Origin of the sequence: Tenacibaculum sp. Mcav3-52, from assembly GCF_022347665.1 — a bacterium.
GTDB lineage: Bacteria > Bacteroidota > Bacteroidia > Flavobacteriales > Flavobacteriaceae > Polaribacter > Polaribacter mesophilus.
Genome location: NZ_JAKRGE010000002.1, coordinates 377,715 through 392,158 on the forward strand (window position 1 = coordinate 377,715; position 14,444 = coordinate 392,158).

The following is a 14,444-nucleotide window of genomic DNA, read 5'->3' on the forward strand; positions in this document are numbered from 1 at the left end:
AACAAAAATACCCTTAAAAATTTTGCCTTTCAACAAAAAATACTCAATTTTGCTTCGTAATTAACTCAAAACAACACAAAAACAAAAATCATGAGTAAATCAAAATTAGAATACATTTGGTTAGATGGTCATGAGCCAACTCAAAACATGCGTAGTAAAACTAAAGTTGAAGAAAACTTTAGCGGTAAATTAGAAGACTGTTCTATGTGGTCTTTTGACGGAAGTTCTACTGAGCAAGCATCTGGTGGTGCTTCTGATTGTTTATTAAAGCCTGTTGCTATTTATCCTGACCCGACTAGAAAAAATGGATTCTTAGTAATGTCTGAAGTTTTAAATGCTGATGGAACTCCACATGCTTCAAATGCACGTGCTAAGATTGATGATGATAATAATGACTTTTGGTTTGGTTTTGAGCAAGAGTATTTTTTAATGGATACTAAAACTGATTTACCTTTAGGATTCCCTCGTGGCGGATTCCCTGGACCTCAAGGGAAGTACTACTGTTCTGTAGGAGGAAGATACACTTGGGGAAGAGATTTTGTTGAAGAACATGCCGATTTATGTATTGAAGCAGGTTTAAACTTTGAAGGGATTAACCAAGAAGTTGCTCCAGGACAATGGGAATTCCAATTATTTGCTAAAGGAGCAAAAAAAGCTGGTGATGAAATTTGGGTTGCCCGTTACTTATTAGACCGTTTAACTGAAAAATATGGTTACTACATTGAATACCATCCAAAACCAGTAAAAGGAGATTGGAATGGTTCTGGTATGCATGCAAACTTTTCTAATACTACATTAAGAACTTGTGGTTCTCAAGAGACTTACGAAAAGATTTGTGAAGCTTTTAGACCTGTTACAGAAGAACATATTGATGTATATGGAGCTAATAATGACGAGCGTTTAACTGGTTTACATGAAACTGCTCACGTATCTGACTTTAGTTATGGAGTTTCAGATAGAGGTGCTTCAATCCGAATTCCTATCATCACTGTAGAAAAAGGATGGAAAGGTTGGCTAGAAGACAGAAGACCTGCTTCAAACGCTGATCCTTACAAAGTAGCTGGAAGAATTATAGAAACCGTAAAAGGTGCCAATATATAATTAACACAACAACAACACAACTAAAAAGCCGCTAATAGCGGCTTTTTTTATACTTTCTTTCTCCCTCACTTTTAAGAGATCGTTAAATACACAAAAGTAATGTAAGAAACCAACAACAGCACTCCGTCTCTCCAACCTAAACGTAATCCTTTTGGAATAAATACTAAAGGTAATATGGCAAACGAAATTCCTAACATCCAATAAATATCATTATTAATCAAACTATAGGCATCTGGTTTTACCTGAACAGGCGTAATCATTGCTGTAATACCTAAAACAGCTAAAATATTAAACACATTAGATCCTACAAGGTTTCCTAATGAGATGGCTTTTTCTTTCTTTAACACTGCAATAATTGAGGCAGCCAATTCTGGAACACTTGTCCCTACTGACACTACAGTTACTCCAATAATCGCGTCACTTACTCCAAAATGTTGAGCCATAGCTACCGAACCATTAATCAATAGTTCTGAACCGCCCCATAAACCAACTCCTCCAACAGCTAGAAACAAGGCTATTTTATATAAGGGTAACTCTTCATCGTCTTCAGGCATCTCATCAACAACTGCTTGTTTTTGAAAACGTAATAAATAAATTAAAAATACTACTAACATTCCAAATAATATAGCTCCTTCATAAAATTGAATGGTCTTGTCATTCGCTATAAAAAAATACAGTAGTACTGAAGCAATCATCATTACTGGCCAATCTGTTTTATAAAAACTTTTTTCTACATCAATTGACGATAATATAACTGTTATTCCTAAAACCAGACCTAAGTTTGCAATATTAGATCCAATAACATTTCCTACCGCTAACCCAGTAGCTCCATTTAAAGCAGACTTTATGCTTACAATTAATTCTGGTGCTGAAGTTGCAAACGACACTACTGTCATACCTATTACTATTTTTGGTATATGTAGTTTAAGTGATAAGCCTACCGCTGCTTTTAACAGCCAACTTCCTCCTAAAACCAACAATGTTAAACCAATAATAATATATAGAATGCTCATAAGATATTTTTTGGGCGAAGATAAGGTTTTTACCCAGCAAAAATGAAAACAAATTCAAGCTCCTGAACCAATAAAACCTTAATTAAGTTGCTTCTTTAATTTCTTACGTTTTAAATTATAAACTTTAAAGCCTGTTATCAATAACACCAAAGGCACTAAACCAGATACAAATACTAAAACTCTACCTAATATTCCTCCTATTTCTCCTATATGTACTGGGTAAAACTGAGCCGCTATTCGATTATTATTTGCATCAAAATCAAAACTTGACAGTATTCGTAATTTACCTTGCTGATTTAACTCCATTTCTTTTGTTCTTCTAAATCCTGCTTTAATAAATCGATCTTTTATATACCGAAGTTTATATACTCCTAAGCTATCTTTCGGGTAATAAATAGCTCTTAAAGCATATTTTCCATCAGTTTGTAAAACTGCTTCTTCTAATGAAAAAACCTTTTCTTGTTTTATTTCTTCATTCATGATTACTTTATCTGAACTATTGAATATAGATAAAACAGATTTATAGGTTTTATAATAAGTGAAGTACCCCCCTGTAAAGGCTATTACTAGCAAAGGCAACAAAAAATAAATTCCGAATACTTTATGTAGATTGAAGTAAAATCGTTTCTTTTTGGGTTTCCACTTCATCGTAAATCCTTTTGACAGGTTGTTTTTATATATTTTCCACCACATATAAAACCCTGTTGTTAATAAGAAGAAACAAAACAATAAAGCACTTGTACCTATAACATACTTGCCAATTGTAGACATTCCTAACGTACGGTGTAACTTCAGGAGGGTTTCAAAAAACTGTATTGACACCGATTTTTCACCTAACAAAACTCTGGTTTTCGGGTGATAATACAATGTTTTACCGTTTTTATAATTTATTGAAATCGTTTGCTGCTCTCTATAAGGCAAAAAAACTTTATTTACTTTTCCCTTATTCTGTGTAGCTAAAAAATAAGCAGAACTTAAAATTGTTTTTTCGTTTATTTTAGAAAAATCTTCAACCTTTAATAATTTCGGGTTTAGTAATGAAGTTATTTCAGGTTGCCAAACATACAATGCTCCCGTTAAACCAGAAAAAGAAGCAATAACCCCACAACTAAGTCCTAGCCATAAGTGTATCTTCCAAATTATTTTATGTATCTGCTGCAATTGATATCTCTTTATTTTTTAAAACCCAGAGTCTAAAATAAAATAGACACTGGGTTTATACTTTTGCAAATGTAAGATGTTGTTTATTATTTTAGAAGTTATACAACACACTTAATTTAGCATTTGCCCCTTCTCCAGTTCCTGTAAAAGTTCTTAAAGGTGCTGCCCATTGTGATCTTGCTGGTAAATAATATTCGTTTAACAAATTATTTACAGCTAATGAAACCGATATATTTTCTTGCAATTTATAGTTCATAGACCAATTAAGTAAAGTGTATCCTTCTACAGGAAATTGTGTATGTCTAAACGTATAATTATCACTTGCATCTAAATACGGATTAAAACGATTTCTATCTCCTAAATTAGTCATACGTAAAGAAGTACTTATTTTCTTTGTTGGAACCCAAGTTACGTAAGCTGTTAATTTTGGAGCTGAAATTACATCACCTCCTAAATAAGTTAAATTATTTTCATCTCCCACATTATGAGTTAAACCTTCAACATAAGAATATGATGTTCCTACTTTTAGTTTACTATTAAAAGCAGTATAATCTATTGCTATTTCTCCTCCATAAATGTTCTGCGGCTTTTTAGATGGCACAAAAGAATTTATATTTTCATCAAATGCAACGCCTGTACCTAAATTAGAAACACTATAATACCCTACAGCTTCTAACCTAAAGTTTTTAAACTTTGATAAAAATCCGAACTCATAATTTTTGGTTACTGCTGGTTCTAATTGAATATCTTCAATATTATCGGCAGTTGCAGAACGTAAAACAGAACCTAAATCGGCAATTGAAAAACCTTGTGAATAACTTACATAAGGGATAAACTCTTGATGCTTAATATACCTTACACCCGCATTAAACGCTAAATTATCAAACCCTATTTCACCTCCTGTTACCGCTACTGATGGATTAAAATTACCATCTCCTAAAGGTGAGTATGGTAACGTATTATAATCATCTATTGTAAGATTCATATCATCATATCTTAACCCTGCTTTTAAAACCCATTCGTCATTAAATTTTACTGTAGATTGTATGTATTGTGCCCAACTAAACATATTAATATTTGGCACCCATAATCTACCATCTAACAATCCTTGATTGGTTTTATCTTTTAACAAATCTAAACCATAGGTTAATGAAATCTCTGTTGATTCATTTGGAGTAAGTGTAGTGTTAAAATTTGGTCTTAAACCATACTTTTCTGCATTAATTACTGATTGACCTCCGTTTTCAAATTTATCTGAATAAAAGAATATGTTTTTTGTTTTTTGATAATACACATCAGCTGTAAAATCTGTTGTTCCATCAAAAATATTATTTAAATCATATTTCAAGTTACCATTATACAGTTTAGATCCTGTAGGTTCTTGTCCTTCAATAGAGCCTTCAACACCATAACCAGGTGTTAAAGTATAATCTCCATTCTCATTATACACTTCAAAAGATCCAAGAACAGGTACAAATGGAGTGTCTTGTAAAGAATTATACAAGTTTCCTCCAATACTTATTTTTTGTCTATCAGATATTTCATACTCTAACTTAGCTAAAGCTGTATAAATTCTTGTATTATCTAATCCATAAGTAGGAAGTATAACTTTACCATCTGCATCGTATTTATTTCCTGTTTCCTCATAACTACCACTTACGTAGTAATTAAACTTATCTATTTTTCCTCGTAATGACTGATAAGCTCCGAATCCAAAAGCATCTTTCGTTTTTGTTAAGTTAGAAGTTCCCCAAATATTAGTAGTTCCTTCTATCTTTTCATTTGCATTTGGCTTTTTTGTTATGTAGTTAATAAAACCTCCATTTCCTCCATTTCCAAAAATAGAGGTTGCTCCTTTTATTACTTCTACACGACTAATATCGTTAGGACTCACAGATTTTATTCCTAATTGACCGTTGCGTAAAGGAGTAGATTGAGGAACACCATCAATCATAACTAATAAAGAACGACCACGTAATGTTTGTCCCCAGTTAGAAAAGGTTCCTGTAGACACAGCTAAACCTGGAACAGTAAATTCTAAAATTTCATTGATATTAGTTGTTGAGTTTGATAAGTCTGCCAATTGTTTTTGGTTGACAACAGTAATTGATGCTGGTATCTCGGAAAGGTATTCTGAACGTCTACTAGCAGAGACAACAACCTCGCTTAAACTCTCCGAATCTTCTTTTAATATTTGTAAAATCTCCACAGTGTTGTTTTGAGTAAATGCTATTTTTCTTATTTCTGTTTTGAAACCTACCATACTAAAAGTTACCTTAAAAACTCCTTCTTTTATATTTTTTAATATAAAGCCTCCATTTTCATCAGAGGTAGTACCTTTTTGAAGTTCTGAAATATGAATATTAACCCCATAAATTGGTTGACCTTGTTCATCCTTTATTTTTCCCTTTAAACTAGACTGAGCTGATACTCCTAAGGTTAAAAATAAAGCCACTGCTGCTATGTAAAATTTCATTATATTTATTTAGATTTATTTTAAATCGCGAATATATCTCCTCTCAAAATAGTAGCAAACATTTATTACAAAAAACTTATTTTTTTCTTTCTGAAGAAATGAAACACCTAAAAACTGCTTATTTTAAAGATACTTTTTCCTTTACTTTTCAAATTCCGTAAAAAAAGCCTCTTTAAAAGCTTATTAAACATGACTAATAGAACACTTTTAAGTTTCATTTAATAATTTAAACATAGATTATAAGGTTATAAATTAAAACTAATAGTGTTTTTATAGATTTAAATCTAAACTCAATCTAATTAAATTAGATTCCAAAGTTTGGTTGTAATATTTCCTTTCTCCTATATTGAAAAAACAATTCCGGAATTCATCATTATTTACTAACTAAAAACACATGAACCTAACATGATTATACTTGCTTTAAAACTAATTCTAATAACTATTAAAATTGCTTATTTATTACTGGAATTGATCTTTTAAGAGATTGATTAACCTAAACCTATACTTTTCGTTTTAAACTAAGTTAAGTTTAGTTTTTCTTATCAGAACAAATTATTTTTCGTTATTTTTGATAGTAGAATCAACTACTAATGAAAAAAAGTTTTTTTAAGTTTTTAGCCAAACTAAACAAGACGCTACTACCTTCCTTTACTAAAAAGGAATTGGATATTTCGAAAGCATCAAAATTTCAATTGGCTATTATTGGATGGCGTGCTTATGTTACAATAAATTCGTTGGATTAAAATTTACCATTATGAACAAGCATATTAAAGTTTTCTCAGGCTCTCAAATCTTTGTGAACAGATTAAGTCAGCTACTTAACAAAATTGAAGTTCCATATTTAGTAAAAGATAATAAAGAAGCTGGAAGAGTTGCTGGTTTTGGAACTTTAGGCAATTCTATTGACGTATTTATCTATGAATCAGACCTTGAAAAAGCTCAAGACACTATTGATAGTTTTAAAGAAGAAATAGCAGAAGAAAAATAAATTAAAAAAGGTGAAAAAATATTATTTTTTTGCTTTACAATTTAAAAAACATTCTTATATTTGCACCCGCAAAACGGCCTCGTAGCATAACTGAATAGTGCACTTGATTACGGCTCAAGAGGTTGCAGGTTTGAATCCTGCCGAGGTCACAAAACAAAACCACAATTAATTGATTTTCAATTTTTTGTGGTTTTATACTTTATAACCGTGTCATTTTTAGTGTCATTTATCTAACAAAATCATTTCCTCAGCATACTTTCTCAAAAAGATACGAAACCTTAAGACACTTCTAAATAACAACAATAATTTTATACTTAAATTTTAGACACAAAAAAACAACACTAAATAAATGCTGTTTTATGGTAAATAAGCTAGAACACAAATTGATATCCACTATACTCGTATTTCAATATCTGTGATTTCAAAATCAGAACATTCTTTGTCTTCTTCCAAATCAAAATTGAAATATAATTCAAACGTCAAATAATGTTCACCCAAAAAAGAAAACGAATCTTCTCCTTTTTCTCTCATTGAGTTATATTCGTAGAATTCTGCCTCACAACCAACCTGTACTTTTCCTGAAATTAACGCTTTTTCTCCAATCACCTCATATTCAACATCGCTACATCCTAAAATTTCCTTTTCAAAACCAGAAACATACCCGTCATTCCAATACTCATTATCTAAGATTTCAAATGGATTAATTGACTCCAGTCTTTTATCAATCTCTTTCTCAATTTGGTCACTAAAATTCACTTTCAATAATTCATTTGCAAATTCATCATCAATATCTAAAGATGACGCATATATTGAAAATTTATAATCTGGACTTTCAATAATTTTTGATTTTTCATTTAAAAACCTAAAAGCACTACTCATAACAGAAAACTTGTCAGTATCTTTTAGAAGATCTGTGTGAATTTTAGACTTATCTTTTTTAGAACAAAAATCATTTGAATTGTTAGTTAATAAAATACAATCTTCAAGTTCTAGTTTTTCAACGAAATGAGAATATGTTTTCCATATCAAAGCATCTTTTAATTCAGTTTTTTCTTCCGCGAAAGGTTTCTTTCTATAAATAGCCCTATCAACAATATCTGGTAAAAAATCATTATTATATTTTAAAATTCTGAAGTTATCAACTCCAGAATCAAGTTCTTTATAAAAATCATCAAATTTTTTAAGTTGATTTTCAACATTAATCAGCTTAACTTCTTCAGTAATTTTTAACCTTTCGGAACTCTTTATTACTTTTTTAAGCCCTTTGTTTATCACCTCCAATTCCTGTATAAATTGTCTTCTTAATTCTAACTTAACTATCTCAGACATATAGAGATGTATTAAACCTTCCTTAGCATATTTTAAAATATTCTTTTGTGATTTTTTCTCAAAGAAATAATCTTCAAACAAGATGTTAGTATCTAGAAATATATTCATAGTTTTTTCATTCAGTTATTTGATCACAAATATATTACTTATCTATGTTATTCATAAACATCATTAAACCTTGCATTTATCTATCAGAAAGAAATATTATCTATTTTATAGCCCTACCTTATTTTATTTACCATATTTATATCAATGATTTTTCTCGTTTTTTAGGCACCAGAGAACCTACAATTACTTTAATATTCGCTTATAAAATTTCTAACAAAAAAAACACCTTAATTAAGGTGTTTGTAGTAAATAATATTTTTACTTCCCGTGTATGGTTCGTAATGCCATACACATTGTTATATAGTATTTTTATTCATTTAGTTTTTTGTCAATTGTAAGTTTCATTTTTTTCAATTCTTCTAGATGCTTGTTTTCTTCACTAAAATATTCGTTAAACTGTTTTTCAATGTCTTTAGCATAGTAAACACAATTAAATTCAATCTCGTTAATATCTTTTCTAAGATTAGAAGCTATAACAACAAGTTTCCTACAAATCCCCATTTCATAACCAGGATCATCTCTTAATTCCATTGCTTCTGATAAAAATGGAAGTAAATAATTATCAGATATAACCCTCAAACTTGAAGGTTTATTATTTTTTTCACAATCTTCTAAATAAGCATAATATTCAGAAGTAAAGTTGTTAACTAATTTTACCCAAGCAAAAGACATATATTCTTTCGGGTGTTTAATTTTATATTTATCAACTAAATTTGAACATTGATTAAATAGTGTTCTAATTTCTAAACTAATTCTCCTATGCTCCTTAACTTTGAATTCTATTTGTGACTCATACTTTTCTTTCAATTCTCTCAACCCATCTGAATAAAAATCAAAAATGCTATATATATTTAAAAATATTTTCTCCCAATTATCCTCTGTTTGAAAATTTGTACGAATGGCTTTATAAACAGATAAAGGGTTCATATCAATTATTCGAGTAAAATTTTTATTAACAGTAAAAGACATCGTATTCATTTCAGAAGGCGAATCTTTTTCTTTTTGTGAATATTCAGAAAATGTTTTTCCTTGTGAAAGAATATGATCTATTGTTGACTTTAAATAACTACTTAATAATTTTAACTGATCTAATAACTCTTGTTTATTTTCCTCTTCCTTTTCAGCCTTTTCATCTAAGATTTGTAGTCTTTGCTCAAGAAGCCCGAATAAAACAAATAGAATTGATAAGAAAGCTAAAATTCCTCCAATTAAACTTCCATATGCTGAAATTATATTATCCTTATTTTGGAAATCAATATCAAGAAATGCTCTATCTGGTGTTTCTCTAATTACATCTATTGTAAAAATTAATATTAATAATAAAACAACGATAGTAACACCGATTAATATCTTTTTGTAAAGTCGAATTTTGCTCATATGTATTATTCAAGGACGTTTTCACACATTACACACAACGTATTTGTGTATATTTTTTTACAAGAAAAGAACTCAAGTCGTTTTCCGTTATAACGGAAAGATAATTAATAAGATTGAATTTCCTCAGCGGAAATCCAATCTTATTAATTATACACCTTGTTTTACACAGTTATGTTTATATTATCGTTATAACAAACGGTAGTTCATTTTTGCCATCTATCATTGGGGTTTGTTTTCCTTCTGTTAGTTCATTAACTTGCTTTTTGGCTAGTTCAAATACTTTACTGACATTTACAATACTTTCTCTATAATATTCGTGAATATAAATTGCTTTATCAATCATTAATTTTAGAAATAGATACCCATATGCACTCTCATCAACGCTTGCAGCAAATAAATATATCGTTCCGTTATCTGATTCAGAAACTGCATAGTCAAATCTCTCACGAGATTCCTCTCTTGTCAAAGGTTGTTTTACAGTTCCTCCATAAGCGTATTTTGGAATTAACCTATTTAATCGTTTAATATCAAGTTCAAAATCAATCACATTTCTACAAGTTTCTATAATATGTAATTGCTTTTTGCATTCAAATTGAATTTGTCCAGGCTGTATGAAAGTGTTTTTTTGTAGTTGAAAAATTTGAGCTCCGTCTTTATTAGCTCCGTGTCCAATAAGAACCACAATTAAATAATTAAGCTTATTTAGAGTATTTAAATTTTGCAAGGTTTCAACTTCTGGCTCTTCAAGGACATTTATTTCTGTGTCAAAATCAAAAGCTCCTCCTGCATTACTACAGAAAAAATCAATATAGAGTTGAATAATTTTTCTATCATTAATCAATTCTATATCAGTTTTACTATATCCTTTTATTATTAGAACTGATTTTTTCATAACTGTTTATAAATACATAAAATACGCCACTATACTCCCTATTCTATATTGAAATCTACGTATTTATCTTCCCCCTAAGTTAGAAAAATAATTATTTACTACAATTATTCAATGAACTTTCCAGTTTTAATGGATCTGTGAAACTAAAATTAAAAATAATCAAGAAATAAGGGTTACCGTAATTTATACACTTATAAATTCCTATATTGATAGAATTATCAAAAATTGAAAATGAGTAAAATTGGAAGAAATGAACCTTGTCCTTGTGGCAGTGGTAAAAAATATAAAAAATGCTGTATTAACAAGGCTATTGAAGACAAACCAATTCCATTCCCACTAACACCACCTACAATAAAAGAAAGCCTTTCTTTTAAAAAGTATATTACTAAAAACAACAGCATTGAACTACTAAAAATCTTCTCATTACTGCAATTACTCCCCAAAAATCAATCAAAAGAATTTAGATTAGAAGACATCCAAACAACTATTTGTAAAAATATAAATTCTAATGACTCTAAAATAAACTACAAAGAACTGAGAGAACTAATTCATAAAGAGTACAAATACAATTACAGAGAAGATCCTTGTGAAGCACCATTTACTGAAAACATCATGTTTTTCAATGGAAATAACATAGTGTTTCCTGGTATGACTAATGACTCAACTGTTTTGAATCAGAACCTACTCCATTCTATATTTTTCCATAATAACAACTTACCAGATACGGTTAAAAATAAAATTAAAGAAGGTGCTTTTTTTATTCTTCATCTATTTAATGAAATAGCAAAAAAACTAGGGTATAGTCGAAATATGTTTGAAGATAATGACTGGAGAGGAAAAATATTTTTTCCTAATTCAAATTTACTCAAAGAACACTCAAACCATTTTGAATTCAACAAGGAAGATATTGAAAAAATATACAGTACCCTAAATATTAAATCTGATATTATTCAAGAATTTACTTCTTCCTTTAGCGAAATAAAAAACACAACCTCTAAAGGAAATATACTAACCTTAAAGCCATTCATTAAACACAACAACAAATATTACTTGGTAATGCCCTCTTGTCAAATGGCTTGTTTAAATAACTTTATAAACAACTTCATAAATAAAAATAAACAAAGGAAAACATTAAGCATTTCTTATATAAATATTATTCAAAATGAAATTGGTAAATATCTATCCACTATATGGAAACAATTAAACTCCCTTCAAACACCTTTATTAAATGAGGAATCAATTTGGCAATTAGACACTAACAAATACGCTTACACACGAATTATATCAATAGAATCGAATAATGCAGAAAAAAGAACTAGTGAAATAATTTCCAAAGTCAAATCCGAATTAAATAGAAACAATATAGAATTCTTAGCTGTTCACATCACCGCTCCATTATCAACGGAGTATTACTCATTAGCAGTCGACAAAATTGAAGGTGCTAAATACCAATTGATAACTAGTTATTTCAATATCGAACGCTTAATATCATTTTGGAAACAAGACAACTTAACTCTATGGAAATACTTAAAAGCAAGAAAAAGAGCAGAGGATAAAGGAATAATGTTACATCCCGCGTTCTCAATATTAACTTATTTTAAATGGTATAAAAGAAATTTTGAATCTTTCTTTCCAACAGATGATGTTTGCCCCAACTACATTGCTTTTGACTTCGCAATTCAAGGAGAAGTAATTATTGACTCAATAAAAAAGAATGACAAACATTTCATACTACATTTTGACGATAAAAATACTTTAAGCTATCTACCAGTTATAAAAACAGAAACACACGCCCCTATATATACATCAGAAGAAGTTTTCAACGGTCTTTTACGAATGTGCTTAGAAAAATATATTTGCCCAATTTGGATCAGCTTAAAAAACCCCAATGACACTTACGGAAAGAATTTTATTGACTCTATCCTATTTTGGTTAAATGAATTTCATGAATACTTAAACCCTCTAATACTTTCATTAAACCCACTTCCTGTAGAAATAATTTTAGAGTTTGAAGGAAATATTGAAGACATCCCATTAGATGAGTTAGAAACAAACCAGCAAAAAAAACTGTTAATTCAATACAGAATAGAACCATATACAAGAAGGATTTTCATAAAAATCCCTATTGGAATTTTTAATGCTTTAAACAGAAATGATAATCATGGAGAACGAATATTGATGGGGTGTGTTATAAAAGGATTTAGCAACCTATTACAAATAGGTGATTTTAAAGAAATTACAGAGTATGAAATAGACAATATTTTAGACATGTACATGCCACTGAGTAGAGCCAAAATGATATTAACTATGACCACAAACGATATACAAGCCGAAAGACGCTTTATACCAAAGGTTAGATATATTCAAGATTCCGATACCGCAATAGTATTAGAAAACAATGTAAAATGGTTAAACTACAACAAAAAAATACCTAAAAAAATAACCGAGACTGAACAAAAAATAAAATTATGTCGCGATTTAATTAACTCCTTAATCAATCAACTCAGAAATAGACTAAAAGAATATAATTCAAAAAACTTATTAAATTTTCTAATACTAAGGCATGAAGCTTTAATTCATGATGGTGCTGGGTGGGCTATTCAAGTTCCTACTAGATTGAAATGCTTTAGTAAATATACAGATGTTGTAAAAGAATTCAGAGAGCACGAAACTAAAAGAGTCAAAACCTCTTTAGCCGTAAGAAATCTGATAGAATTTGTTGTGGCAGAACCTTATTTTGGAAACAAAAAGGAAAATAACGACGATGTTGATTTTTTATTAGCTATAATGACCGAAATAATAAATTATGGAACAATTAAGGATTCCATTCAATTTGAAATCAATAATCCAGATATTGGATTATTACCCTCTGGAAGAATAGGAATTGATAAAGATTTTTATGAAAACACCTTGATAAAATACATAAACGATACAACTGATGACGAAATCACTAACTATAAAGAATCATTTGACAAGAAATTCAGAAACAAACAAAATAAAAACACCTCAACTAAAAACAATGAAACAAACATCTACTACAATAAAGTAGATGACCTCTTTTTTAAAGATTGGGGAATTAGCTTCTCAAAAATAAACACAACTTTATTCTTCTTAAGCGAATACTGTTTAGAAAACGAAAAATCATACTATTACTGTTCTGAAAATGACTTCAAAAAAATTTTAACAGATAACTTAAAACTTAATCCACAAGAAATACAAGCTTTCGAAGAGCAAATAATCCTTAAAACAAGAGGTAAAATTGACATTCCAGAAAACCCAAGTGACATTCCAGACATTCTTCCATGGAGATACAATAGAAAGTTTTCATACATTCGGAGACCTGTTTTAAAAGTAAAAAACAGCGATAATTCATATACATTTTTTTGGAGCATGAGACATTTAGATACGGCTTCCGAAAACTTACAAGCTATCTTTCATAATGGATTAATGAAAGTAGAGCCTAAACATAAAAACATTAATAATTTACTCTCTGAAAGGAATAATATAAAAGGAAAAGAATTTAGAGAAGATGTATACAACTGGCTAATCAAAAACCCTTCACTTGAAGTTATTCCTCACGAGGTTAAAATATCTAACAGAAATTATAAAAATAATGATAGAAAAGTTTTAAAGTCAGACAAAAACTATGGAGATGTTGATATTTTGGCATTCAACCATTCCACAAAAACGCTTTTTTCTATTGAATGCAAAAACACCAAACAAGCAAAAATCATGTATGATTTTCAAAACAACATTAAAAACTACATTAGAAAACAATTACCCAAACATGTCAATAGAGAAAAATGGCTTAATAACAATAAAGAACAACTTAAAAATGTATTTAACTTACCTTCTAATGAATATAAAATCAAATCTATAGTTATTTCCTCTTTTCAATTACCAGTAAAGTATATACACCAAATACCAATGCCTATCTACTCATTTAACGAAATAAAAGAAAAACAGATTTTTAATTAGAATAAAATACTTACCCTAAAT

The 14,444-nt window shown here is 29.5% G+C and carries 10 protein-coding genes and 1 tRNA gene; 5 read left to right on the top strand and 6 right to left on the bottom strand.

Annotated elements, in window-relative coordinates; translation table 11 throughout:
- The first annotated feature begins 90 nt into the window (after positions 1 to 90).
- On the top strand, positions 91 to 1,101 hold the full coding sequence (locus tag MHM83_RS07705; protein WP_073181556.1) for a glutamine synthetase beta-grasp domain-containing protein: 1,011 nt from the start codon (positions 91 to 93) through the stop codon (positions 1,099 to 1,101).
- 71 nt (positions 1,102 to 1,172) lie between these two features.
- Here the strand turns inward: MHM83_RS07705 and MHM83_RS07710 are convergent, their stop codons facing one another.
- The 3 genes from MHM83_RS07710 to MHM83_RS07720 all read right to left on the bottom strand — a co-directional run bounded on the left by MHM83_RS07710 (position 1,173) and on the right by MHM83_RS07720 (position 5,751).
- Positions 1,173 to 2,114, bottom strand: a complete 942-nt coding sequence (locus MHM83_RS07710) for a calcium/sodium antiporter (RefSeq protein ID WP_239179084.1) — start codon at positions 2,112 to 2,114, stop codon at positions 1,173 to 1,175.
- A gap of 78 nt (positions 2,115 to 2,192) precedes the next feature.
- Positions 2,193 to 3,275 carry a PepSY-associated TM helix domain-containing protein gene (locus MHM83_RS07715; protein ID WP_239179085.1) on the bottom strand — a complete coding sequence of 361 codons (1,083 nt, stop codon included), beginning with the start codon at positions 3,273 to 3,275 and terminating at the stop codon, positions 2,193 to 2,195.
- Between the two features lie 91 nt (positions 3,276 to 3,366).
- The gene (locus tag MHM83_RS07720; RefSeq protein ID WP_239179086.1) at positions 3,367 to 5,751 is read right to left on the bottom strand and encodes a TonB-dependent receptor; all 2,385 of its coding nucleotides are present in this window, start codon (positions 5,749 to 5,751) and stop codon (positions 3,367 to 3,369) included.
- Positions 5,752 to 6,341: 590 nt separating this feature from the next.
- On the opposite strand from MHM83_RS07720, the gene MHM83_RS07725 reads away from it, so the two are divergent.
- The 3 genes from MHM83_RS07725 (at position 6,342) to MHM83_RS07735 (ending at position 6,888) form a co-directional block, all read left to right on the top strand.
- On the top strand, positions 6,342 to 6,494 hold the full coding sequence (locus MHM83_RS07725; protein ID WP_047788417.1) for a hypothetical protein: 153 nt from the start codon (positions 6,342 to 6,344) through the stop codon (positions 6,492 to 6,494).
- 11 nt (positions 6,495 to 6,505) lie between these two features.
- Positions 6,506 to 6,739, top strand: a complete 234-nt coding sequence (locus tag MHM83_RS07730) for a putative signal transducing protein (RefSeq protein ID WP_239179087.1) — start codon at positions 6,506 to 6,508, stop codon at positions 6,737 to 6,739.
- Positions 6,740 to 6,814: 75 nt separating this feature from the next.
- Positions 6,815 to 6,888: transfer RNA gene (locus MHM83_RS07735), tRNA-Arg, on the top strand.
- Positions 6,889 to 7,132: 244 nt separating this feature from the next.
- On the opposite strand, the gene MHM83_RS07740 is transcribed toward MHM83_RS07735, so the two are convergent.
- The 3 genes from MHM83_RS07740 to MHM83_RS07750 form a co-directional block, all read right to left on the bottom strand.
- On the bottom strand, positions 7,133 to 8,176 hold the full coding sequence (locus MHM83_RS07740; protein ID WP_239179088.1) for a PIN domain-containing protein: 1,044 nt from the start codon (positions 8,174 to 8,176) through the stop codon (positions 7,133 to 7,135).
- A 309-nt stretch (positions 8,177 to 8,485) separates the two neighbouring features.
- Entirely contained in the window at positions 8,486 to 9,553 is a 1,068-nt protein-coding gene (locus MHM83_RS07745) for a hypothetical protein (RefSeq protein WP_239179089.1), read from the bottom strand.
- 175 nt (positions 9,554 to 9,728) lie between these two features.
- Complete coding sequence (locus tag MHM83_RS07750) at positions 9,729 to 10,445, bottom strand: hypothetical protein (protein WP_239179090.1); 717 nt, start codon at positions 10,443 to 10,445, stop codon at positions 9,729 to 9,731.
- 231 nt (positions 10,446 to 10,676) lie between these two features.
- On the opposite strand from MHM83_RS07750, the gene MHM83_RS07755 reads away from it, so the two are divergent.
- Entirely contained in the window at positions 10,677 to 14,423 is a 3,747-nt protein-coding gene (locus tag MHM83_RS07755; protein WP_239179091.1) for a YecA family protein, read from the top strand.
- Positions 14,424 to 14,444 lie beyond the last annotated feature (21 nt).